We start from the raw sequence: 24,637 nt of genomic DNA, 5'->3' as shown, positions 1-24,637 counted from the left end.
GACAAAATTCAATGTACATTTAAAACTTAAAAAAATATAACACATAAAATGGAAACAAAGGAACAAGTTCCATCTGTTTGGAGTAATAAAGAATTTATTCCATTCATCTTTTTAAGATTCTCTTTAATCTTTGCTTTATTTATTCAAAGTACTTCTGTTGCCTATGAAATTTTTAAGGTCACTCAAAAAGAAATATTTCTAGGTTTAATTGGTTTAGCTGAATTTTTACCAATCCTTTTTACAGCTTTTTATGCTGGTCAACTCGTTGACAAATTAGATAAAAGAATGATTTTAGTACGAAGCACAAGTGCATTTATGATTGCTTCGTTTGTATTAATGCTTGTTAACTTCCCTACCATAAGAGAAGCTATTGGGATTCCCGTTTACTTGGGAGTTTGTTATTTTTCATTCTTTATTTTAGGATTAACGCGTGCTTTTGAAGGACCTGCCTTATTTGCATTACTAGCTTTGGTTGTGCGTAAAGAAAATTATACTAAAGCAATTCCTATTTCGTCTTCTGCTTTTATGATAGGTTCTGTATTGGGACCATTGGCTGGTGGTTTATTATTGGCGCATTTAGGAATTGAATTTACATTGATTACAGCATTTTGTATCATGTGCATTTCGATGTGTATGGTCTTATTAATTTCTAAAAAACCTGCAGAAATTTCTGAATCAAGTTCTACAGAATCTCCAATGACAAGAATAAAAGAAGGCTTAAAATTTATTTGGGCAACACCAATTATTTTGGCTGTTTTAAGCTTAGATATGTTTGCTGTTTTCTTTGGTGGAGCTGAATCTTTATTACCTGCTTTTGTTAAAAAGGTTTTAAATGAAGGTTCGGAAACATTTGGTTTATTACGTTCTGCACATGGAATAGGATCACTTATTATGATGATTATTTTATCATCTATTCCTGCTTTATTAAGAGGAAATGTTGGTCCAAAATTATTGGGAACTGTGGCTTTATTTGGTGTTTGTATTATCGCATTTGGATTAAGTGGAAACGTTTATTTATGTTTTGGAATATTGTTACTTGGAGGAGCATTTGATGCTATCTCAATGGTTATCCGACAAAGTATTTTACAAATAAAAACACCTGAAAATCTAAAAGGTCGCGTATCTTCTGTTAACTCTATATTTGTTAGCTCGTCTAACGAATTAGGAGCTTTAGAAAGTGGATTAGCTGCAACATTCTTTGGTTTAGTTCCTGGAATTGTTTTCGGAGGAATAATGACAATTTTAACGGTTATTTTTATTGCCGTATTCATTAAGCCAATTCGAAATGTTACGCTAACATAAAAGTAAGTTTATTATTAAAGGTTTATCAAATTTAGTACTGAGAATATTTTTATATCATTTAAAGTAAAGCATATAAGTGTTTAACATAAATTTATTTTTATTTTTGTCTTGATACAAAGTCTGTGACAACAGAGTATGTGGAGGCGAAACAAAAAAATCAAGGTCGTAAATCTTTGACTAAAAATTATCAACGCTACGGAAATGATTTAAAAATTAACATTCGTTCATTAAATCATCTATATCCTACGCTTTATCAATTTTATTAACGTCAAACCTTTAAAGACCATTTTTTTTAACCCGTTTAAAAAGAAAAATAGCTAAATAATTAAACATGATAGAGAATAATTAGTTTAATAATAATTAGAATAAAAAAACCGAAGATTTCTCTTCGGTTTTTATTTTAAATTTATAATCAAGTAGAATTATTTTTCCCTTAGAAAAACTCCATCTGCTTCAAAATTGTATAACAATTGTGGTTTTGTAATTTTAGCTATTTCTACTTCAGATTTTCCTTGGTCTTTTGCATAGTGACGTAATTTTTCTACAGAAAGTTCGCTAACAAAAGCTTTTCCATGAACAACTACACTAGACTCTTCAGAATCTAAAGGCATAAAGAATCCATAATCTTTAAAACGTACAAAAGATTGTTCTTTCTCTTTTCCTAAATCAACATACATAAAACATCCTTTCTTTTTACAAACGGATTCTATAGTTGATACAAATTGAACATTCTCAATAACATCTCCTTTTTTCATGTTATCATACAATTGTCCAAGTTCGTTTTTTGTCAATGTATTTTCAACGTTAAAAGATTGTCCATAAACTTCGTAAGCATCTAAATTCTCAATTTTAGCAGTTCCATTCTCTAAAATTTTTGATTGAGATTTTGATACTTTTTCAGTTTTTACTTTCGTATCTTTTTTCGTTTGTGCATTTATTGTAATCGACAAAGTCATTATAGCATAAAAACTTAGAAGAACCTTTTTCATAAAATATTTAATTTATAACAAATCTAAATAATTATCTAATAACAATTGTATATTAGGGTAAGAATTTTTTAATAACTGAGGAATTTCATCTTTCTTTTTCCATCCAACAAATTCAATTCCTTCTTCTTGTTGTGGTATAGGAAGCTCGTTTCCATTGTAAAAAACTTCAAACCAAAAGGTTTCTTTAATAATATATTCTTTTAAAAAATAGATATGATAAGTTGGCATTAGAAACTGTTTCAACTCAAGATTTGTAATACTACACTCCTCCTCTATTTCTCTAATTGCAGATTCTTCTTTGGTTTCTCCTTCTTCCATTTTACCTTTTGGTAAATCCCATTTTCCTAAACGATGAATAAATAGAAACTCATCATCTGGATTACGAACAATACCTCCTGCCGCTTTTATATGCTTATAATTGTGAAGAAATTTAGCCCAAACAGCTTTTATATCATCACTAAAAATATTGACAAAATTTGCAGTGTTAGAAGATAATAAATGGAATGCTTCATCAAACTGAGATTCATTCTGAAATAATATATTCTTTGCTTCTGATGTTGATTGGTTACGAAAAGTTAACAAACTTTCATTGAAAAAAACTTTGTACATTTGGGAGATTTGTTACAAATTTATAAAAACTCGAAACGATATGGAAGTAAATACAAATAAAGTACGTTTTTCTAAAAATCAACAAGATGCTTATACATTTTTGTTAGACATGAAAAATTACGAGCAATTAATGCCAGAAGATACTAAATCATTTGAAATACATGAATCTGGTAAAGGATTTACTGTTGGTGTTGGTGCTTTACCAAAAGTTGGTATGAGATTAAAGGAAACAATTGAACCTTCAAAAATTATTTTTGAATCTCCTGCTCCTGCTTTTGAGTATACATTAACAATTTCTATTGATGCAGTTGATGATAATTCTTCTGAAATATCATTAGATTTTAAAGGTAACTTTAATATGATGATAGAGATGATGGCTAAAAAACCATTAACATCTTTTATCGAAACAATTTCTGAAAACTTAGAAAAAATATAATTTAATTCACTTACTTGTTGTGTATTTCATTTCTTTATTAAAGAAAGTTGTTGACTCATACAACACTCAATTAGGGTTTTGTATAATTCATTTAAAAAAGCATTTCGAAACAATACACAACAAATTAGTTTTAGAATAAAAAAATTGAAACTGTTAAATATACTTCGTATAAAAAGTTATTTAGCAGTTTTTTTGCCTCTTACTTAACAGTTAAATGATTGAAATAACATCTATTCTATCAAAAAAAACTCTCCTTACCTCTTTATTTATTACTCTTTTTTCTTCTCTTTTAATAGGGCAAGTTATTACTGTAAATACATCTTATACCAAAGAACAATTGGTAAAAGATATTTTTGTAGGAAATAGCCTTATTCATATTGATGAAAGTTCAATTCAAATTAATGGTTGGACGTTTGATGATGGCGACAAAAGTTATGGTTATTTTGATCGAGGCGCGAGTAATTTTATCATAGATAAAGGAATATTGCTTTCATCGGGAAAATTAATAGATGCTCCAGGTCCTAATTTTGGAATTAATAGTGCAAGTGACCCAAATTGGAGAGGTGATGCAGATTTAGAAAGAGCGCTGAGAATAAATAATACGACTGATGCAACGAGTATAGAATTTGATTTTTCGTCTACAACGATTAATGAAATTAGTTTTGATTATCTTTTTGCTTCTGAACAGTATTTAAGAGTAAATGATAGAGGTAGTTGTGGTTATACAGATGGTTTTGCCTTCTTAATAAAAAAAGCAGGAACTACTGAAGCTTATCGTAATCTTGCTGTTTTACCTAATACAACTACACCTGTTTCTGTAAATACGGTTTATGGTACAGGCGGAAAATGTTCTCCTGTTAATCCACAATATTTTGATCAATTTAATCCGACTAGCTCTCCGATAAGTTTTAATGGAAATACTAAACTTTTAACCGCAAGTACTACCATAGTTCCTGGAGAAAAATATCATTTAAAAATTGTGATTGCTGATCAAGGAAATGGACAATATGATTCTGGTGTTTTTTTAAAAGCAAATAGTTTTGTTGGAACTAAAAAATTAGGAGACGATATTACACTTTGTCCTGCTAGTATAGACCTTGTAGATGCGACAATGCCAGATGCAATTGCTTACAAATGGTTAAAAGATGGCATAGAAATAATTGGAGAAACAAATGCTCAATTAACTGTTCGTGAAGCAGGTTATTATGAAGTTGAAATTGAATTTATTGATGGTGGAAAATTAAAAGGTTATATCTATGTTTATATGGCGAAAAGTCCTACTATTGCAGACCGAAATTTTAATGTTTGTAATGACTTATTAAATGGAAATATAACTGTTAATTTACTAAATTATGTCAATTTAATTGTTGATGATATTGACCGAAGCACCACTATAAAGTTCTTTACAACACTTGCAAATGCACAAGCTAATTCTGGAAACGAAATAACAACTTTGGAACTTAATTCTTCCGCTGACTCTAAAACAGTTTACATTCGTGTTGAACCTGGTTCTTGTCCTCCAATTATAGAAGCAATAACATTTTATACAAACGGATTGAGTCAGTATAATTTTGTTGAAGAAGAAATTTGTAATGCTACTTTAGCGCCTTCTGTAAGCATTGTATTATCGGATTATTTAACTGAATTAACTTCTAATATTGAAGGTAATGCAACTTATTATTTAACCGAAAATGATGCAAAAACAAAGCAAAATGCAATTTCGCCTAATCAAACAATTAATGCTGATAAAACATTTTATGTTCGATTTAAACAAGTTAATTTCTGCGAAAATATTGCTCCAATCTATTTTAAATACAAAGAAGCAAAGAAATCTGATGTATTAAAAGATATAACAATCTGTAAAGATTCTTTTACAACATTGGATGCTGGAAGCGGATTTGATTCTTATTTGTGGGATTTTAATAATGCTACAACTTCATCAATCTCAAATGTTCCTGTTGGTGTTTATCATGTAAGATTAGAAACAAATGGGTGTTTTTATACACAAGAAGTTAAAGTAATTGCTGCCGAAGATCCTATTATTGAAGCAATAGAAATACAAGGTTCTACCGTTACAATTATTACAAGTGGAGCTAATCCTCCTTATTTATATTCATTAGATAATGGTCCATTTCAACCATCTAATGTTTTTACAAATGTTACATTAGGACAACACAAGGTTCGTGTACAGTCTAGTTTAAATTGTACTCCTGTTACAAAAGAATTTTCTTTAATAAAATTGATTAACTTTTTCTCGCCAAATGGAGATGGAAAAAATGACACATTAGATTATTCTCAATTACGAAATAAAAAGAATACTAAATTTGTTGTTTATACCAGAACTGGAAGATTAGTTTTTGAAGGATCTGAAGCAAATAATTTTATTTGGGATGGAAAAGTAAATGGTTTTAATTTACCATCTGATAGTTATTGGTACACATTAGAATGGACGGAAGATAACGCAAGCGAATTACAAAAGTATATGGGTTGGTTACTCCTAAAAAGAGAATAATAACATGAAAATTTAAAATATATAATTGCCTAATACGCTAGCGTATTAGGCAATTTTTTTAGATAAAAAATATAGCTAAAAGATTTCAAGGAAAAATTATATTTTCCAGCCTCCAGCCTTTTGTTGTATATCCCACATTTTTCTATATATATGTTCGTTATTCAACAATTCGGTATGTGTTCCTTTCTCAACGATCTGTCCTTCTTCTAATACTACAATTTGATTTGCTTTTTGTATGGTTGCTAGCTTATGAGCAATTACAATAACTGTTTTAGATTTTACCAATTCTTGAATAGCTTGTTGAATGTAAATCTCATTTTCTGGATCTAAACTTGCAGTGGCCTCATCTAGCAAAACAATTGGAGCATCTTTTAATAATGCTCTTGCAATACTTATACGTTGTTTTTGTCCTCCAGAAAGTTTATTTCCACCTTCTCCTACTTTCGTATCCATTCCTTCTTTAAGCTCCCATGTAAAACTCAAAACTTCTGCTTTATCAGCTGCTTCTAAAATTTCTTCTTTGGTTGCATTTGGCTTTCCTATTTTTATATTATTATAAATGGTATCATCAAACAAATAAACTTCTTGAAATACTTCACTTATCAATTCATAAAAATGGTCTTGATGAATGTTACGAATATCTATTCCTCCTATTTTTATTTGTCCATGATCTACATCCCAAAAACGAGCAATTAAAGATGCTATGGTTGTTTTTCCCGATCCGGAATATCCTACCAAAGCTAACATAGATTGCTCTGGAACATAAAAATTAATCGCTTCTAATGTTGTTTGTTTCTCTAAATAACCGAAGCTTACATCTTCAAAATGGATATCAAAATTTGCAGGAACTTCGTTTATCGTAGTTTCCATTGTTGGCGTTTCCATTACATCTACAATACGATTTAAACTTTCGTTCATATACCTAAGAATTAAATAATCTACCATCACTACCTTTAATGGACTATAGAGATTGTAGCCCATAATTAGAAATGTAATTAATACAGGAATTGTAATCGTATTTCCACTAAGGTAATATAGTCCTAAAGCAATCATTGCTAGAAAACCAATTTCAAATACAATTGCTGCCGTTACTATAAATGGACCTGGAACAGCTTCTAGCTTTATACTTTTACTTTTTAAATCTTTAAACGAATCTTCTAACACTTTATGCTTTTCTCCAACCATTCCATAAGACTTTAAATGTTGAATTCCTTGTACATATTCTAAGAATTTAGCTCCCATGTTATTACGTGCTTCAATTTGTGGTCTTCCCATCTTAGAAACAAGATAATTGGCTAATGCTAAAAATGGATAAATAAGTGGCAGAGCCATTAATAAACACAATGCCAAACGCCAATCGTACACAAATAAGAATAGAGATAATACAGTTGTTCCAAAAACTGCTGAAGATAGATTACCTACACTATGACCAAAAATACCTTCAAAGTTTGCTACATCTTGTAACATAACAGAAGCTATTTCTCCTGGATCTCGTTTCTTAAAAAATCCAAGTGAAAATTTCTGTATTCTATTTCCTAAGGCTATTCGTAATTTGGTTGATAAATCATATACCCATAAATTAGAATTAACCATAGATTTAGATGCTACAAAAAATTGTAGAAACAGCATTACTGTCATTAAACCTACTACCGACCAAACTTTTGTTAAGTTGGGTTGTTCTGAAAATAATTCCCATATAATGACTAATAAAATACCAGAGGGAGCTGCAATGAAAATACTATGAATAATTTCCCATAAAATAACCTTCCCTGTTTCTTTCGAATTAAAGGAAGTAACATATTTTAAATTCTTAATCATGATTGTTTGAATTAGATTGTAAAAGTTGTTTTCTAAACAGAATAAATAGTAATGAGAAGAAAATTAAATATGAAATATTAAAACCAGCAGAAGTAATCCAACCTTTTAAGTCAGACGATGGCATAAAATATAAAATAGGGTGTTGATACAGTGTTAAGAAAAATGGTGTAAAAAATCCGAACCATTTTGGTAAAGATGTCTTCCCTATGAAAATAAATATTGCATAAATAATCCAACCCAAAAACATTACAATAATAGCTGTTCCCCAAGTTATATATAGACTCATTGTAAACCCTTTTGCTATTTCTAATAAATAAGGATGCGCTATTTGATCTGTAAAATAAATGGCTTTATGTATTTCTCCCACATAATAATACACAGCATGCCCAAGTGGCATTAACAAAACACTTAAAACAAGTAGATAGTAATTTGACCATACAATCCATTTCGATTTAAATTCTTGTTTGATGTACTGATATACCAACCAAATTGCAGGTAGAAAAAGTACTGCTGTCATGGCTGCAATTAAGGCTCCAAACATTAATCTTTCTGTAGAACCTTCTAACATAAGTGTGGCTAAAACAACATCTACTTTATCTGCATACGTTTGTGAAAATAACGGATATTTCTCTGGATTCACGTTGAATCCTGCAACAAACATATCGCCTATTACCCAACAGATTGAAGCTATAATTGCAGATATAAATGCTAATTTGATTTTTAATTGATATTTCATGATAAATTGTTTTTATTTTTAAATTCTATTTTTTTCTATTTTACATTACGAAATTCTTGGCTCTTATATGTGCATTCCACATACGTTGATAAAGTTCACTTTCTACTAATAAATCTTGCTGATTTCCTAGAGCAGCTATTTGCCCTTTGTCAAAAACAATTATTTGATCTGCGTCTACAATTGTACTTAAACGATGTGCAATAATAATTACCGTCTTGTCTTTTATAAGTTTACCAAATGCTTGTTGAATTTTATATTCATTTTCTGGATCTGCAAAAGCTGTTGCTTCATCTAAAATTAAAATCGGAGCATTTTTAAGAATTGCGCGAGCCAATTGAAATCGTTGTTGTTCTCCACCACTAAGATGTACACCAGATTGACCAAATAATGTATCATATCCATTTGGTAAGCTCAAAATAAGATCGTGAATTTGTGCAGCTTTTGCAGCAGTTTCCACCTCATCTTTTGTTCTATTCATTCCCATTTTTATATTATCATACATACTTTGCTGAAACATAAAACTGTCTTGAAAAACAAAAGAGATCATCTCCATTAATTGTTGAGTTGGATATTCTTTTATATCAATTCCTCCAATGTAAATTTCACCATGATTCACATCCCAAAAACGAGCTAATAATTGTCCAACAGTACTTTTACCTGCTCCAGATGGACCTACCAATGCCGTAATTGTATTTTGTTTTACTTCGAAGCTAACATCTTGTAAAACCAAGTCATTTTTTTGATAAGCAAATGAAACTTCTCTAAATTCTACTGTAAAATTCTTTGGCTCTTGATAGATTGTGTTTTCTTGTAAGTCTTCATGATTTAGTAAATTATCTATTTGCTCTACACCTCTGTTAATAATTGATATTTGCATTCCCATGTTACTTAAAACAAAAAGAGGTTTTATGTAACCCGTTCCTAAAATCAGAAACAATAAAAGTGTAGGTAATGAAACTCCATTACGGAAATACAAAAACAATCCGAAAGCCAATACAGGAAGCATTGCATTACTTGTGAAGCTCATGAAAATAGCAAAACCTGGTGTACTTTTTTTAACCCACTCTCCTACAAAACCATTAAAACATTTTACGGTATTTCCGTATTTATCGAAGGTTTCAGCAGATTGTCCAAAAATTTTCATTACTGGCATTGCTCTAACATACTCTACAATACCTGCATTCATGTCCTCTAAAGATTGATGATAATCTTGTATAAGTTGTTTATTATTGCCTCCGTACATTTTAGGAAGTAATACTGCTAAAACCAAAAGTGGTACAAAGCTAATTGCAGCTAAACGCCAATCTTGTGTAAAAAGAAAAATAATTGTGACAATGGGTAAAGCAACTGCTTTTACAAAATCTGGAATTTGATGGGCTATAAAATTTTCAATACGTTCTACATCATCTGCCAAAATTTTCTTTAAAGCACCAGAGCTTTTATTAGAAAGATGCCCCATTGACATTCTACCAATTTTATTTGCGATATACTTTCTTAGTTCAAAAAGGATATTGTACGCTGCAATATGTGAAAGTATACCAGAAACAAACAAAAGAAACATACTTATTACCGCAGCAATTATTGCATAAATAATATAGTGTTGTGTGACATCAAAATTCACCTGATCTTTTGTAAGTTCTTTTATTATATAAAAAACTAAAATGTAAGGTATCAAACTTAAAAAAGCATGAAGTGTTGCGAATAAGGCAGAAAAAAATAGCATTATCTTTTTAGCTCCTGCAATCTCTAACAATCTTATTATTCCATTTTTCTTGTTTTGTTTTTCGCTCATATCTATTAAGAATTATTCTAAATAACTTGTATCTTTGGCAAAGGTAAAATTTAGAACATCTTAAAAAGTAAGCGATACGGATAAAGATGTACGAATAAAGGATAAATAAAAAAGGGTCTATGAATTTGAAATTATATGATAAAACAATGGATTATGTGCTAATGGAGAAAGTATATCCTCATCCTTCTATTCAAAATGATGAAATAATAGAAACTGTTATGCATTTAGAGCATTTTGGAGTGAATGGTTTCTACAAAGAAATACTTTTTAATGGAATTCACATCGGTTATGGAAATGCAAATTTAGCCAAGGAAATGTCGCTTGGTTTTGAAACTAATTTTGAAACAATTGAAATGCACTTTGCCATAAAAGGGAAAAGTAGCGCTTCTACTGATAAGTTTAGGAATGAAGTTAGTTTTGAATCTCAACGGCACAATATTATCTATGCAAATGGATTATGTGGAGAAATGAAATGGGAAAAAGACATTTTTCAATTGTGTGAAATTAACTTAAGTCCACAATTTTTTAAACGATTCTTACCTGAAAATCATCCCATTTTTGATTGTTTTCGTAATACATTAGAAAAACAGAATTCTAGTTTATTAAGCTCTCAGAATTATCAAATTTCTTTTCAGATGCATCAAATTATTCATGACATTATTAATTGTGAACGAAAAGGACTTTTTAAACGTATGTTTTTAGAAGCTAAAGTAATTGAGCTTTTAATGTTACAGTTAGAACAGTTTACAAATAACGAATCGTACACAGGTTCTTTAAAGAAAAAAGATGCAGATAAAATTTATGCGGTACGAGAATTTATTATGAATAATATACATTCTACACATTCGTTAATTGATTTGGCTCATCAAGTTGGTACAAATGAGTTTATGCTAAAAAAAGGATTTAAAGAGTTGTTTGGGAAAACAGTTTTTGGTTTTTGGAATGATATAAAAATGGATCAAGCAAAAATTTTACTTACAGATCATCAACTAAATATAGGAGAAGTATCACATCAGATGGGTTATCAAAATCAGCGAAGTTTTTCTGCCGCTTTCAAAAGAAAATTTGGTGTATTACCTAGTCAATTTAAGAAGTAATTTTTCATCATTTATAGTTATAAAAAAGACAGAAGTAAAAAATTACTTCTGTCCTCGCAACTTGAAAAACACTTAAAAACATTAGAGGATTACTCGATCCCTCCTCCTAATGCTCTATATAAATCGATATCAGCATTTAATCTTTCTAAATTCACATTGATATGTTCAAGATCATTTTGAAGTTTGTTGTTTTGTGCTGTTATAACTTCTAAGTATGTTGCCATACCACTTTTATATAACTTTAAAGCATCATCAACTCCCTTTTCTAAAATTTGAGTTTTCTCTCCTAAAATCTTTAATCTATCTTTTGATCCTTGAGATTTAGCCATAGCATCTGATACTTCCGAAACTGCTACCATCATCGTTTGTTGATAATTGATAGCTGCCTTTTCTTGTTCTATCACTGCTGTTTCAAATGCTGTTTTTAGTTGTTTCTTCTGTAAAATTGGTAATGCAAGATTTGCTGCTAATGTTTTCGTAAGTGATCCAGGCAAATCGAACCAATTATTAAATTTAAATGAGTTAAGACCAACTTGTGGTGCCAAACTAATACTTGGGTACATCGCAACTTTAGCTAAACCAGTTTTAGCATTTAAACTAATTAAATTAAATTCTGCAACTTTTAAATCTGGTCTTCTACTAAGTAATTCGGCAGGAATTCCGGCAGATAAGTTCGTCTCCACATTAAAGAAATTAGATTCTTTTGCTCGACTAATTTTATCTGGATATTCTCCACATAAGATACTAAGTGCATTTTCTTGAACAGAGATATTTTGTATTGCTAATGGCACAAGAAGTTCTGCTGTTTTCTTTTGTGCTTCTGATTGCTGAATAGCCAAAGAATTGATTTGACCTGCAGTATATTGCAATCTCATGATTCTTAATGTTTCATCGCTCTGCTCAATATTTTTATTCGCTATAACTAGCTGATTATCTAAACTAATTAAATTATAGTAGGCTTGCGCCACTTGTGAAATAATTCTGGTTTTTAAAACATTCAGATTTTCTTTTTGAGCAAAATAATCCGCAGAAGCTACTTCTTTTTGTTTTTTGGCTTTTCCCCAAATATCTGCCTCCCACGAAAGACTTAAATTAGCACTAAAATCATCTAAATATTTTTGTCCTGTAAATTGCTCATTAAGAGAACCATTTAAACTATTCTGAGAAGCCCATGCTCTACTTACACCAGCACTAAAATTTAAGGTTGGCATTAAAGAATGTTTGGCTTGTTTATAAGCTAAATCTAATTGTTCTATATTTTTAAGTGCAACTTTTACTTCGTTGTTCTTTTCTAAAGCTTTATCTATTAAACCAATTAATTGTTCATCTTTAAAAAAAGTTTTCCAAGGTAGAATAACAGTGTCACCTGTAACTTGAAGTTGATCCTTATAATTTTCAGGAATTTCAAGTTCAGTTTTCTTATATTCACTTCTTGTTGCGCAGGACATCATTGCTGATGACACTGCGCTAAAAAGAAGCATATTTTTTACATTAAATAGTTTCATTTGATATTTCATTTTCTTGGTCAGAAATATTTTTCTTTGGTGATATTTTTTCATCTATATATTGAAAAAACATATACAATACTGGAATTACAAATACTCCTAATACAACACCACTTAACATTCCCATTGCTGCACTAATACTAATTGATTTATTACCAGAAGCCATACCTCCAGCAGAAATCATTAAAGGAATCATACCAACTATAAAAGCTAAAGAAGTCATAATAATTGGTCTTAAACGAGCTTTGGCTCCTTGTAAAGCAGACTCTACAATAGATAAGCCCGACTTTCTTTTTTGAACCGCAAACTCTACAATTAAAATTGCATTTTTCGCCAGAAGTCCAATTAACATAATAAGCCCGACCTGTACATAAATATTATTATCGAATCCAATTGCTTTTATTCCTAAGAATGCACCAATAATACCTGTTGGTATAGAAAGCATTACAGCTAATGGTAAAACATAACTTTCATATTGCGCCGATAATAATAAGTAAACAAATAACAAACACAATCCGAAAATCATAATAGTTTGTCCACTAGAAGATTTTTCCTCCAAGCTTAATCCTGTCCATTCGTAACTATAATCTGAAGGTAATTTATTTAGCGTTTCTTCAATTTTTGTAATTAACTCTCCATTACTAATTCCTGGCTTTGGAGATACATTTATATTTAATGAATTGTAAAGATTATATCGTTGCACAGATTCTGGTCCGTATACTTTATGAAGTTTTATTAAGGTATTAGCAGGAACCATTTCTCCCGTATTACTCTTCACAAAAATATCATTAAAAGCAGTTTCATCCATTCTAAATATTCCGTCTGCTTTTATATTTACTCTATAAAACTTTCCGAATCGTGAGAAATTTTGAGATTGATCTCCAGCAAAATAAGTTTGAATTGTTTCTAATAAACTCGAAACATTTACACCTAATTGATCTGCTTTATCTTCGTTAACTTCTAACTCTAATTGAGGATAATCTGCTCTAAACATTGTGTAAGCAAAACCTACCTCTGGTAATTGCATTAATTGTCCTATTAGTTCGTCTGCTTTTGCTTTTAATACTTTAGGATCTCGTCCCATTCTGTCTTGTAACACAACCTCAGCATCACTACTTACACCATAACCTTCTACAGGAGGCATTCTAAACGTAAGAACTGTTCCTTCTTTTATAACAGATAGTTTTTCGTTTAACTTGTTCATTACCTCCTCTATGTCTTTAATCTCTCCTCTTTCTTTTTTAGATTTTAATTTAACAAATCCCATAGCATAAGCTGGTCCAGCACTATTACTTAAAAGATTAAACCCTGTAATAGATGTATTACTTTCTACAGCATCTATGGTTTTTATAAGTGAATTAGCTTTCTCTGTAACTTCTGTTGTTTTGTTAAGAGCTGTTCCTGGAGGCATAGTTACCATGTACATGATTAAACCATCATCTTCCATTGGAACAAAACTTTTAGGAGTACTTGTCATAAACCAAACAGATCCACCAATTACAGCGGCTACTAAACCAAAAGCAATTAATTTTCTTTTTACTAAAAATCGTAGACCACCAATATAACGCTCTGTCATATTATTAAAACCTGCATTAAAAGCTGCTGAAAACTTTTGTGTAAATCCCTTTTTAGAACCATGTGCATTTTCTCCATGATTATTCTTAAGAAAAACAACACATAAAGCAGGTGTTAATGTTAATGCATTAACAGCAGAAATTATAATGGCTATAGCTAATGTGTAAGCAAATTGTTGGTAAAACATTCCTGTAGAACCTTTCATAAAACCAATTGGAATAAACACGGCAGACATTACAAGCGTAATAGAAATTACGGCACCTGTAATTTCGTTCATTGCTTTGTGCGTTGCTTGTTTACCAGAAAGATTGGTTCCTTCCATATTACTGTGAACTGCCTCTACAACTACAATGGCATCATCTACCACAATACCAATGGCTAATACCAACGCAAATAATGTTAATACATTTATTGTAAATCCTAACACAAGTAGGAAAAAGAATGTACCTATAATTGCAACAGGAACTGCGATGGCAGGAATTAAAGTGGATCTAAAATCTTGAAGGAAAATAAGAACAACTATAAAAACTAAAATAAATGCTTCTATAAGAGTCGATTTTACTTGACCTGTTGCCTCATCAAGTTTTTCTTTTGTACTCATTACTTTCGCATATTTTACATCTGGTGGAAACGATTTAGATAATTTTTCTAGGGTATTATTAATACCTACTTCTATATCATTTGCATTAGATCCTGTTGTTTGCATAATGGCAATGGTTACAGCATTTTTACCATTCGTAAGTCCATCTCCACTATAAGAAATTGCTCCAAATTCTACTCTCGAAACATCCTTTAATCTAATTATATTCGTTCCATCATTTTTTACAACAATATTCTCATATTCTTCCGGTTTGTTCTTTTTCCCTTTGTATCGAATTACATATTCTAATGCTGCATCTGATTCTTCACCTAATTTACCAGGTGCAGACTCTAAACTGTGATTAGCAATTGCATTAGAAATATCTGCAGGTACAAGACCATAGGTAGCCATTTTTTGTGGATTAATCCATACTCTCATCGAGTAATCTTTTAATCCAAATAACTGTGCTTGACCAACTCCTTTTATCCTTTTTATTTCTGGAATTAAATTGATACTTGCATAGTTTTGCAAAAATCTTTCATCATACTTTTCATTGTCTTCAGTATAAATGTTAAATACCATAACCATACTGTTTTGCTGTTTAGATGTCGTAAGCCCCATACGAATAACTTCCTGAGGAAGAATTGGTGTTGCTTGTTGAACTCTATTCTGAACATTTACAGCTGCCTGATCGGCATTTACTCCTTGTTTAAAGATGATTGAGATAGAAAATGTACCATCATTACTGGCAGTAGATTTTATATACTCCATATCTTCTACTCCATTAATTTGTTCTTCTAATGGAGTTACAACCGAACGTATCACGGTTTCACTATTTCCCCCAGGATATGATCCAGAAACAGTAATTGTTGGAGGAGAAATATCAGGAAAACGTGTTACAGCAAGTTGCGTTAGACCAATTACACCTAATATCACAATTATAAGTGATATTACGGTAGCTAGAACTGGTCTATCTATAATTTTCTTTAACATTTTTTAATTATTTGAATGGTTCATTTTATTACTTTACCGACACCACTTTTGGTGTTACATCAGAACCATCGTTTAGTACGTCTATTCTATTTACAGCTATTTTATCACCAGCTTTTAAGCCTGACGAAACAAAATAATCTTGTGGAGTACCTTCTGAAATTTCAACAGCTATCATTTTAACTTTCTTCCCTTCTAGTCTATAAACGAAATACTTATCTTGAATATCTTTCACTGCTGATTTAGGAATTTTTAAAACATCCTGAACATTTCTATGAATTAAAACTCTCGCTGTTCCTCCAGATCTTAATAATTTTTCTGGGTTCTGAAAAACAGCTTTCATCTGTATACTTCCCGTATTTTTATCAAAACTACCGCTCGCCATTTCTAACTTACCATTGTATTGGTATTTAGAATTATCTGCTAAAATTAAGTCTACTTGTCCTGTATTATTATGAGCTAAAGATTTACTATATGTAATGTAATCTGCTTCATTCATAGAAAAATAAACGTTAACCGTACTTATATTAGAAAGCGTTGTAAGTGGTGAAGCATCCGTCGGCGAAATTAAATTTCCCATTCTATTTGGTATTCTTCCTATATAACCACTAACCGGTGCTTTTATATACGTAAAATTGGCATTAATTCTAGAAGAACCAAGAGAAGATTTCGCTTGTGCTACTTGTGCTGTCGCTGCTTGATAACTTGCTTGAGCTGTCTTTAACTGAATTTCTGAAACAACTTTTCCTTCTACTAAAGGTTTTAATTTTTCTACTTCTAATTTTGCAGTTGCTTGATTTGCTAATGCAACTTTTAATGCTGCATCGCTATTGTTTACTTGTTCGTTGTAGACAGAAGGATTGATGCGAAATAAATTTTGACCTTTATTCACATACTGCCCTTCTTTAACATAAACTGCTTCAAGATATCCTGTTACTTGAGCCTTTATATCAACATTATTTTGTCCTTCAATACTTCCTGGATAACCAATTGATATATCGGCATTGCTCGCATTTACCTGAATAAAATCTGTTGACATAGCAACAGCTTGTTGTTCTTGCTCTTGACTATCTTTAGAATTACAAGAATATATCATTACTGTTGTGCTTAGTAATAATATAAAATAACTTGTTTTATATTTCATAATATTTTTATTTCAAGACGCAAATTAAAAGCTATAAGAGGCTTTTACTACTAAAAAAATAAGTGAAATGGAAATATTTAAGGATGAAACGTCTATTATCAAACCTGAATTTTTTTTGCTATTTTTTCATCTTTTTAGAGGTAAAAAAGCCTCAATTCACTTCATCTATTTCTATTTACGTTTTAAGCCGTAATTATTCATTTTCACCATAAAAATAGGATATACAAAAGTGACATCTCAATAGTTTTGTTTTGTTGAAAAAATAACAATTATTTAAAATGAAAAGAATTTTAACAGTAGTAGTTCTTATAGCTGGTTTAGCTGGAGCTCACGCACAGGATGTAAAGAATGAGAAGAATGAATCATCATTAGAAGTTATTGTAAAAGGTGGTATTAATATCTCTAACCAAGCAATTACAAATGTAAATGGTGAAAAATCAAAAGTTGGATTTCAAGGTGGTGTTGGTGTTAATATCAATACTGGTTTAGGAAATTTCTCTGTACAACCCGAAGTAAATTTTATTAGTAAAGGAACTAAACTTAATACACCAATAGGAAAAAGAGAGTTTAATTTAAATTATTTAGAAGTTCCTGTTTTAGCAAAATATAGTTTTGGACCTGTTTATGTAAATGCAGGACCTTCAATTGGTTTTCAGATGGGTAAAAATGATAATGTAAAAGCTGCTTATGGTAAAACAAAAACTATAGATTTTGGTTTACAAATGGGAGCTGGAGTAGCATTACCAGTTGGTCCTGGAAAAATTATTCTTGATGGTCGATACAATTTAGGATTATCTGATATTGCAGATACAAACATTGCTAAAATTAAAAATAGAGGAGTTGCTATATCTTTAGGATATGCTTATTCTTTATAAATTTAAAGTATAAAAAATTACGCCTCATTGTAAAATACAATGAGGCGTTTTTTTTTCTAATAATCCATCCAAGATTTAAATAAAGATGACTTTTCTCTACTTACAATCACTTCCATTTCTGGAGCTTTTTTTAATTCTACTTTTAATTTTCCATTAAAATAATTAGATATTTGCTTAACAGAATCTATATGAACAATGAATTGTCTATTGGCTCTAAAAAACTGAGTTGGATCCAATTGTTTTTCTAATTCTTCTAAGGTTTGAGGAATAATTTCTGTTTGCCCATTTAAAAGTACGCCTTTACTTATTCCATTTTCTGTATAAAAATAAAGGATATCTTGTGTTAGAATTGTTTTGTAACCATCTCTGTATGATAAAAGAAAACGCTTTCTATACTCTTTTGTCTGTATATAATTTACGACTCCTTCAATAGCCATACTCACTAAAGGAACCATCTCAAAAAAGTTTTCATATTTCTTTAAAGACTCTTCTAGCATTTCTGCTTCTATTGGTTTCAATAAATAATCTATACTGTTATATTTAAAAGCTCTTACAGCATATTCATCGTACGCAGTTGTAAAAATAACTGGACTATTAAATTCAACTTTATTAAAAATTTCGAAACTTAATCCATCTGAAAGTCGTACATCCATAAAAAGAATATCTGGATGCTCATTATTTTTTAACCAATTAACTGTAGAAGAAATAGAGTCCTCTACCGATAGTATTTCGATATTTGGTCTAATACTTAAAAGCAATCTTTGTAACCTATCCGAATTTGGTTTTTCGTCTTCTACAATAAGAACTGTATTAATTTTCATGTAATGGTATTTTTGCTATATAATCTTTCTGATCGTTTAAAATAATCACTTTTTTATCTCCAAAAAATTCAAATCTTTTCATTAAATTTTTTAATCCAAATCCTGATAATTCTTTTTTATTAACCAATGGAATTAAATTATTTTCTACAATTAAATAATTATCATTTTCTGTGTAAATTTTTATAATAAGTGGATTTTTCTTTGAAGTTTGGTTGTGTTTTAAGGCATTTTCTACTAAAAACTGTAATGCCAATGGAGGAAGTGAAAACTTCTTATAATTAGATGCTATATCTATTTTAAAATCTACACCATCTTCAAATCTTTTCGAAATTAAATAAATATAAGAATCTAGAAATTTTAGTTCCTCTTCTAATGTTACAGCATCTTTTTTAGAGTTTACGAGTAAATAACGGTAAACTTTCGCAAAACTTTCTGAGTACTCGTATCCAAGTTTTTGATCTTTTAAAATAAGTTCTGATAATACACTTAAACTATTGAAAATAAAATGTGGATCTATCTGCAATTTAATCGCCTGAAGCTCTGCTTCTGTTGCCGCTTGTTTATGTTCGGAAACTTTTAATTTATGTTGAGAAACTAATAATTCTGTTTTTTTCCAATTATACACCAGATAATCTACTGTATTAAATGTGCTGATTAAAAGTGATACAATAATATTTGATGCTAATGATTGAGCAATTATGGTGTACTCTTCTTTGTAACTAAGATTTTGTAACCAACCAAATATATAATCGAAAAAAGCTAATGAAGAAATAACAAAAAGAATACTTCCTAATATCTGAAATATACATTGTATAATTAACCTTTTAGTATTCCAATTCTTCCACGGAAGATATTTAATTAGCATATTATCAATAAATATACTTACCTCAACAATTATTGCAGAAAAAACTAAACCATAAAAAAAATCTATTAATAAATCTCCTATCGTTTTTTGATGAAAATCATATAAATCTGGATTAAATGGATCTATAAGATACGCAAAAACTGAATAAGTTATAAAAGCTATAAACCATAAAACAAATCGTTTCTTTGTAGCTGAAATAATTTTCTGATTCCTTATTTTATATTTTCTCTGTTTAAACACATTAAATATTTACAACAAATGTAATTCTAAGAATATTATTAACATAATAGAAAAAGATATTGTTTGTCTTTATTTCGTAAAAATAATTAATTAAAAAAGCGATACTAAAAAGTATCGCTTTAAATATGTTAATCAAAATTATTGTGATTATCTAAATTTAGAGAAATCTCTTGGACGTTTTTCTAAAAACGCGTTTCTTCCTTCTACAGCTTCTTCTGTTCCGTAAGCAAAACGTGTTGTTTCTCCTGCAAATATTTGCTGTCCAACTAAACCATCATCTACTAAATTAAATGCATACTTCAACATTTTTATTGCTGTAGGAGATTTTGTTAAAATTTCCTGAGCCCAGTCAAATGCAACTTGCTCTAATTCTTCGTGAGGAATTACTAAATTAACCATTCCCATATCGTATGCTTCTTGTGCAGAATAATTTAATCCAAGAAAGAAAATTTCACGTGCACGTTTTTGTCCTACTTGTTTTGCTAAATAAGCCGAACCATATCCACCATCAAAAGAAGCTACGTCTGCATCTGTTTGTTTAAAAATAGCATGTTCTTTAGAAGCTAAAGTCATATCACAAACAACATGTAATGAATGACCTCCACCTACCGCCCAACCATTTACAACAGCTACAACAACTTTAGTTGAAAAACGAATTAAACGTTGTACCTCTAAGATATTTAAACGTCCAACACCGTCTTGTCCTTCATAACCTTTTGCTCCACGAACGCGTTGATCTCCTCCAGAACAAAATGCCCATCCTCCGTCTTTTGCAGATGGCCCTTCTCCTGTTAATAAGATTACACCAACTTCTCTGTCTTCTTCTGCTAATTGAAAAGCATCTAACAATTCGAAAACTGTTTTTGGACGAAAAGCATTACGAACTTCTGGACGATTAAATGCAATACGCATTACTCCATCGCACTTTTTAAACGTGATATCTTCGTATTCTTTTACTGTTTGCCAATTTATAGTTGCCATATATTTCTTTTATTTATGAGATTGTTTAAACAAATTATCTTATTCAATAATTTTTTAATTAGACCCTATTTTTACAATGCTTTGTCATGTTGAGCTTGTCGAAACATTTTATATAACTCTTTAATTATTCTTCGACAGGCTCAGAATGACACTTAGGATTGAAAAAAATATAAATCTTAAAAAAGTTTAAACAACTTCTATTACAAATTTTTCTCAAAAATAGCATTTTATTATGGATTGAAAATACCATCTGAAATAAAAAAAAGCAATCCAAAAATTGGATTGCCTTTCTTCTGAAAAATATTTAAAAAGAATTAATTCTTATTTAAAATCTGCTTCCGTTACATTTTTGTTTACTTCTGCTGATTCTATAACAACTTTCATTGTTTGTGGTCCCATTTCAGTTAATACTTCTGTAGGAATTAAAACTCCTCCAAATGGTTTGTACAATTTATTAACAGTTGTTGTTACCATATCTCCTTGTGGAGATTTCATTTTTTGTTCTGATTTGGCTAGTAATCCTGTTTTAACGTCATAAAAATCTACACGATCTATTTCTGAAGCTACAACTTTGTAATATTCTACTCCATTTTCTGTAACTACACCTTCAACCTTTGCAGTTTTATAACCTTCTGATAAAGGAACAAATAAAGTATTTGTTTTCTTAAGAGGAGCTGTCATTTCTGCTGGCAAATCCATCTTTTGTCCCATATTAACATAACCATTCACACCATCAAAAACTTGTTTCACTGTCATTCCTTGAATGCTGAATGATGTTGCTGTTTTGTTTGGCGCTGCATCTTTTCTAGTATAATCACCGCTAATCCCCATTGTTTCAATTTTTCCTTTTTGAGACAATGATTTTACAGCTTTTACTTTATCCGCTCCACCAATTGCTTTTAAGTAACTGTCTGTTACTTGAGCAACAGTAACATTTGTTGTTTTAGCACCAGAAACAGGTTTATCTGTTTTATTTCCGTAAGCATCATAATAAGTAATAGGGTATCCTAATTTTTCTAATCCTGGTCCTATTTGCTCTAACTTTCCAGTAATATTAATTTTAGCTTGATCTGGACGGAAATATTTTTTAGAAACACGTAATACATCATCAACTGTTACAGCATTTATATTTTTAATATAATCAGCATAAAAATTATCAGATAATTTATTTGTTTTCTTTGTTAATGCTTGTGTTGCTACAGTTTCTGGACGCTCTAATGTAAGAATAAAGTTTCCTAAGAATTTCGCTTTTACATCATTCAATGTTTTTTGATCGATTTTGTTTAGCGTCATTCCTTTAATCTCTTTCATTGTTTCGATAACAGCAGAATCTGTTACCTCGTTACGAACAGTTGCATTTGTATTGAAACGTCCAATGAAACGAGAATCTGAAACTCCTCCACGAGCTCCATAAGTCCATCCGTGAGCCTCACGAAGATTCATGTTTAATTTAGAATTGAAATCTCCTCCTAAAATTGTAGATGCAATTTGTGCTGCATAATAATCAGGATCATTCTTTGTTAATTGAACTGGATAAGATACCGAAACAACAGATTGTACTGCATTTGGCATATTAATCGCGTTTAATTCAGTTTTTGTTACTTCTGCAACTTTAGGGAAAGCTGGAATTGTCAAGTTTCCAGTTTGCCAAGAATTAAAATTTTTCTCTGCTAATTTCTTAACGTCTTTTGTTGAAATATCTCCAACAACAATTAAGTAAGCATTGTTTGGTTTGTAATAGGTATTGTAGTAATCTTTAACGTCTTGTAGTGTAATTTTTTCGATTTGTTCTGGTGTGTCAAATTCTGCAAAAGGATTTCCTTTTCCATAAACCAAAATATTCGAAACACGAGAAGCTGCACTTTCTACAGATTTCTCGTTAGATTTTAATCCTTCGATGTAACGTTTTTTTACATCTGCAAATTCCTTTTCAGTAAAGTTAGGATTAATTGCTCCATCTGCCATATAACCAAAAATTTCGTTGAAATATTTAGTTAATGAGCTTGCAGAAGCTCCTTCTTCCCAAAAGTTAACTCTTGCTCCAAGAAACTCGATACGCTTATTAAACTCATCTTTCGATTTCGTTTTTGTTCCAGTTCCTAACATTTCACTTAAAAGAGATTCTGCTCCCTTTTTTGCGTTTAATGCAAAAGGAGGATTATCTATTGTTAATGTAGCTGATACTCTTGGTAATTTATTATTCTCAACAACAATAATCGTTAATCCATTTTTTAATTTGAATTCGTTTGATTTTCCTAAATTAATCGTTGGTGCTGGACCTGGTTTAGGCATTGGAATCGTAACCTGCGCATTTAAACTAACTGCCATGAATGCGATTGCAAGTGATAATATTTTTGTTTTCATAATTTCAGTTGTTTTTTACTTAGCAGCTTTTTTAGATTCTGGTAAATAGTTAATAATTACACGTTGATTTTTATTTAGATACTTCTTAGCAACATTTCTGATATCTTCTCTTGATACAGATTGATAAATTTTCAATTCATCGTTGATTTTATTCGTATCTCCTCCCAACATATAAGCATCAGCCAAAGCATGCGCTATATTTTGAACACCTGATTTTGATGAAACAAAATCATTTTCAACTCCATTTAATATTTTTTGATAATCTTCTTCTGAGATTAAATCTTTTTGTACTTTCTCTATGTCTAGTTGTAAGTCTTTTTCTAACTTATCTAACGGAACATCTCCTTGAGGTAAAATTCCGATTGAATAAATTCCGTAATCTTCCATTTGACGATTGAAAGCGAAGATTTGTAATGCTTCTTTTTTCTCGTCTACATATTTCTTGTATAAAACAGATGATTTTCCTCCCGTTAAATAACTTGATAACATTTCTAATGCATAAGCATCCTTAGATTTGTTATCTGCTGTACGGTAATTAATTGCTAATAAAGGAATTTGGATATTAGAATCATATTCTGTTGCGCGAACTTCTTGCGTAATTGGATCTTCCTTAATTACTGTTTTTACAACATCATTTCCACGAGGAATTACTGCAAAATATTTTTCAATTAATTTCTTTGCTTCATCCTTTTTAAAATCTCCCGCAACAACTAAAACAGCATTATTTGGCACATAATATTGTTTACTAAAATGTTGAAAATCTTCTAATTTTGCATTACTTAAATCTTCAAAAGATCCAATAACACTCCAACGGTATCCACTTTTCTTAAATACATGAGGATTTACAGCTTCTCCGTAAGAAAATCTTCCATAAGGTTGATTATCTAAACGAGAACGTTTTTCTTCTTGTACAACTTCTTTTTGTGTGTTTACACCAATTTGATTAATAATTGGTTGTCTTAAACGATCAGACTCCATCCATAAACCTAATTCTAAGTTATTTGATGGAAATGTCTCGTAGTAATACGTTCTATCTGTTGTTGTATTTGCATTATTAGAACCTCCATTAGCAGAAACGATTTTAAACCATTCTCCTCTTTTTATGTTCTCAGTTCCTTCAAATAATAAATGCTCAAAGAAATGCGCGAAACCTGTTTTCCCTACTTGTTCATCTTTAGAGCCAACATGATACATTACTCCCGTTGTAATTACAGGTGCCGAATTATCTTGATGAAGGATTACATGTAACCCATTTGGTAAAGTATACTCATCAAACTTTATTTGCTGACCAAAAGCTAATGATCCTGCAAATAAAACAGACATAAGAAGTTTCTTCATTTATATAGTTTTTCTAGATTATATTCTAACGTTATCTATTATAAGTAACATAAAATGAAAAAAAGTTA

At 30.4% G+C, this 24,637-nt stretch carries 18 protein-coding genes; 5 read left to right on the top strand and 13 right to left on the bottom strand.

Going from position 1 to position 24,637, the window contains the following annotated elements; translation table 11 throughout:
• Window positions 1-48: 48 nt before the first annotated feature.
• Complete coding sequence (locus BUA86_RS08295) at window positions 49-1,302, top strand: MFS transporter (RefSeq protein ID WP_072931647.1); 1,254 nt, start codon at window positions 49-51, stop codon at window positions 1,300-1,302.
• A 422-nt stretch (window positions 1,303-1,724) separates the two neighbouring features.
• On the opposite strand, the gene BUA86_RS08290 is transcribed toward BUA86_RS08295, so the two are convergent.
• Window positions 1,725-2,291, bottom strand: a complete 567-nt coding sequence (locus BUA86_RS08290) for a DUF4920 domain-containing protein (RefSeq protein WP_072931644.1) — start codon at window positions 2,289-2,291, stop codon at window positions 1,725-1,727.
• A gap of 12 nt (window positions 2,292-2,303) precedes the next feature.
• Entirely contained in the window at window positions 2,304-2,900 is a 597-nt protein-coding gene (locus BUA86_RS08285; protein ID WP_072931642.1) for an NUDIX hydrolase, read from the bottom strand.
• A gap of 40 nt (window positions 2,901-2,940) precedes the next feature.
• On the opposite strand from BUA86_RS08285, the gene BUA86_RS08280 reads away from it, so the two are divergent.
• Both BUA86_RS08280 and BUA86_RS08275 read left to right on the top strand, forming a co-directional pair.
• Window positions 2,941-3,336, top strand: coding sequence for a hypothetical protein (locus BUA86_RS08280; protein ID WP_072931640.1), 396 nt, complete (start codon window positions 2,941-2,943; stop codon window positions 3,334-3,336).
• Window positions 3,337-3,550: 214 nt separating this feature from the next.
• A complete protein-coding gene (locus BUA86_RS08275) occupies window positions 3,551-5,848 on the top strand; it encodes a choice-of-anchor L domain-containing protein (RefSeq protein ID WP_072931638.1) in 2,298 nt (765 codons plus the stop codon).
• Between the two features lie 96 nt (window positions 5,849-5,944).
• Here BUA86_RS08275 and BUA86_RS08270 read toward each other — a convergent pair whose 3' ends face one another.
• The 3 genes from BUA86_RS08270 to BUA86_RS08260 are packed head-to-tail and all read right to left on the bottom strand — an operon-like array spanning window position 5,945 to window position 10,194.
• Window positions 5,945-7,666 (bottom strand): ABC transporter ATP-binding protein, encoded by a 1,722-nt coding sequence (locus BUA86_RS08270; RefSeq protein WP_072931636.1) that lies wholly within the window; start codon window positions 7,664-7,666, stop codon window positions 5,945-5,947.
• On the bottom strand, window positions 7,659-8,402 hold the full coding sequence (locus tag BUA86_RS08265; RefSeq protein WP_072931634.1) for a DUF6796 family protein: 744 nt from the start codon (window positions 8,400-8,402) through the stop codon (window positions 7,659-7,661). Before BUA86_RS08265 ends, BUA86_RS08270 begins: the two co-directional genes overlap by 8 nt.
• 40 nt (window positions 8,403-8,442) lie before the next feature.
• The gene (locus BUA86_RS08260; RefSeq protein WP_229731793.1) at window positions 8,443-10,194 is read right to left on the bottom strand and encodes an ABC transporter ATP-binding protein; all 1,752 of its coding nucleotides are present in this window, start codon (window positions 10,192-10,194) and stop codon (window positions 8,443-8,445) included.
• Between the two features lie 119 nt (window positions 10,195-10,313).
• Between BUA86_RS08260 and BUA86_RS08255 the strand changes: the two genes are divergently transcribed.
• Window positions 10,314-11,291 (top strand): helix-turn-helix domain-containing protein, encoded by a 978-nt coding sequence (locus BUA86_RS08255; protein WP_072931631.1) that lies wholly within the window; start codon window positions 10,314-10,316, stop codon window positions 11,289-11,291.
• Between the two features lie 89 nt (window positions 11,292-11,380).
• Here the strand turns inward: BUA86_RS08255 and BUA86_RS08250 are convergent, their stop codons facing one another.
• Genes BUA86_RS08250 through BUA86_RS08240 form a run of 3 tightly spaced genes read right to left on the bottom strand, consistent with a single transcriptional unit; the run spans window position 11,381 to window position 17,085 of the window.
• Window positions 11,381-12,796, bottom strand: a complete 1,416-nt coding sequence (locus tag BUA86_RS08250) for an efflux transporter outer membrane subunit (RefSeq protein ID WP_072932032.1) — start codon at window positions 12,794-12,796, stop codon at window positions 11,381-11,383.
• Complete coding sequence (locus BUA86_RS08245; protein WP_072931629.1) at window positions 12,783-15,944, bottom strand: efflux RND transporter permease subunit; 3,162 nt, start codon at window positions 15,942-15,944, stop codon at window positions 12,783-12,785. Before BUA86_RS08245 ends, BUA86_RS08250 begins: the two co-directional genes overlap by 14 nt.
• A 28-nt stretch (window positions 15,945-15,972) precedes the next feature.
• Window positions 15,973-17,085, bottom strand: coding sequence for an efflux RND transporter periplasmic adaptor subunit (locus tag BUA86_RS08240; protein WP_072931627.1), 1,113 nt, complete (start codon window positions 17,083-17,085; stop codon window positions 15,973-15,975).
• Window positions 17,086-17,363: 278 nt separating this feature from the next.
• Here BUA86_RS08240 and BUA86_RS08235 point away from each other — a divergent pair, with 278 nt between their 5' ends.
• Entirely contained in the window at window positions 17,364-17,960 is a 597-nt protein-coding gene (locus BUA86_RS08235; protein ID WP_072931625.1) for a porin family protein, read from the top strand.
• A 56-nt stretch (window positions 17,961-18,016) separates the two neighbouring features.
• Here BUA86_RS08235 and BUA86_RS08230 read toward each other — a convergent pair whose 3' ends face one another.
• The 5 genes from BUA86_RS08230 to BUA86_RS08210 all read right to left on the bottom strand — a co-directional run bounded on the left by BUA86_RS08230 (window position 18,017) and on the right by BUA86_RS08210 (window position 24,569).
• Entirely contained in the window at window positions 18,017-18,781 is a 765-nt protein-coding gene (locus BUA86_RS08230; protein WP_072931623.1) for a LytR/AlgR family response regulator transcription factor, read from the bottom strand.
• Entirely contained in the window at window positions 18,771-19,886 is a 1,116-nt protein-coding gene (locus BUA86_RS08225) for a sensor histidine kinase (protein WP_072931621.1), read from the bottom strand. The genes BUA86_RS08230 and BUA86_RS08225 overlap by 11 nt, the downstream gene beginning before the upstream one ends.
• Before the next feature lie 147 nt (window positions 19,887-20,033).
• Entirely contained in the window at window positions 20,034-20,867 is an 834-nt protein-coding gene (locus BUA86_RS08220; protein ID WP_072931619.1) for a 1,4-dihydroxy-2-naphthoyl-CoA synthase, read from the bottom strand.
• 321 nt (window positions 20,868-21,188) lie between these two features.
• A complete protein-coding gene (locus BUA86_RS08215; RefSeq protein WP_072931617.1) occupies window positions 21,189-23,231 on the bottom strand; it encodes a M16 family metallopeptidase in 2,043 nt (680 codons plus the stop codon).
• Window positions 23,232-23,246: 15 nt separating this feature from the next.
• Entirely contained in the window at window positions 23,247-24,569 is a 1,323-nt protein-coding gene (locus tag BUA86_RS08210; protein ID WP_072931615.1) for a M16 family metallopeptidase, read from the bottom strand.
• Window positions 24,570-24,637: the final 68 nt, after the last annotated feature.

This window comes from Chishuiella changwenlii (assembly GCF_900142565.1).
Lineage (GTDB): Bacteria > Bacteroidota > Bacteroidia > Flavobacteriales > Weeksellaceae > Empedobacter > Empedobacter changwenlii.
This window is presented reverse-complemented; position numbering and strand designations above follow the sequence as displayed.

Excerpts from the sequence above, each read along its gene's own strand:
- BUA86_RS08255 (WP_072931631.1), top strand. The coding sequence starts at position 10,314 with ATGAATTTGAAATTATATGATAAAACAATGGATTATGTGCTAATGGAG.
- BUA86_RS08235 (WP_072931625.1), top strand. The coding sequence starts at position 17,364 with ATGAAAAGAATTTTAACAGTAGTAGTTCTTATAGCTGGTTTAGCTGGA.
- BUA86_RS08275 (WP_072931638.1), top strand. The coding sequence starts at position 3,551 with ATGATTGAAATAACATCTATTCTATCAAAAAAAACTCTCCTTACCTCT.
- BUA86_RS08285 (WP_072931642.1), bottom strand. The coding sequence starts at position 2,900 with ATGTACAAAGTTTTTTTCAATGAAAGTTTGTTAACTTTTCGTAACCAA.
- BUA86_RS08230 (WP_072931623.1), bottom strand. The coding sequence starts at position 18,781 with ATGAAAATTAATACAGTTCTTATTGTAGAAGACGAAAAACCAAATTCG.
- BUA86_RS08265 (WP_072931634.1), bottom strand. The coding sequence starts at position 8,402 with ATGAAATATCAATTAAAAATCAAATTAGCATTTATATCTGCAATTATA.
- BUA86_RS08260 (WP_229731793.1), bottom strand. The coding sequence starts at position 10,194 with ATGAGCGAAAAACAAAACAAGAAAAATGGAATAATAAGATTGTTAGAG.
- BUA86_RS08245 (WP_072931629.1), bottom strand. The coding sequence starts at position 15,944 with ATGTTAAAGAAAATTATAGATAGACCAGTTCTAGCTACCGTAATATCA.
- BUA86_RS08220 (WP_072931619.1), bottom strand. The coding sequence starts at position 20,867 with ATGGCAACTATAAATTGGCAAACAGTAAAAGAATACGAAGATATCACG.
- BUA86_RS08270 (WP_072931636.1), bottom strand. The coding sequence starts at position 7,666 with ATGATTAAGAATTTAAAATATGTTACTTCCTTTAATTCGAAAGAAACA.
- BUA86_RS08215 (WP_072931617.1), bottom strand. The coding sequence starts at position 23,231 with ATGAAAACAAAAATATTATCACTTGCAATCGCATTCATGGCAGTTAGT.
- BUA86_RS08295 (WP_072931647.1), top strand. The coding sequence starts at position 49 with ATGGAAACAAAGGAACAAGTTCCATCTGTTTGGAGTAATAAAGAATTT.
- BUA86_RS08210 (WP_072931615.1), bottom strand. The coding sequence starts at position 24,569 with ATGAAGAAACTTCTTATGTCTGTTTTATTTGCAGGATCATTAGCTTTT.
- BUA86_RS08280 (WP_072931640.1), top strand. The coding sequence starts at position 2,941 with ATGGAAGTAAATACAAATAAAGTACGTTTTTCTAAAAATCAACAAGAT.
- BUA86_RS08250 (WP_072932032.1), bottom strand. The coding sequence starts at position 12,796 with ATGAAACTATTTAATGTAAAAAATATGCTTCTTTTTAGCGCAGTGTCA.
- BUA86_RS08240 (WP_072931627.1), bottom strand. The coding sequence starts at position 17,085 with ATGAAATATAAAACAAGTTATTTTATATTATTACTAAGCACAACAGTA.
- BUA86_RS08290 (WP_072931644.1), bottom strand. The coding sequence starts at position 2,291 with ATGAAAAAGGTTCTTCTAAGTTTTTATGCTATAATGACTTTGTCGATT.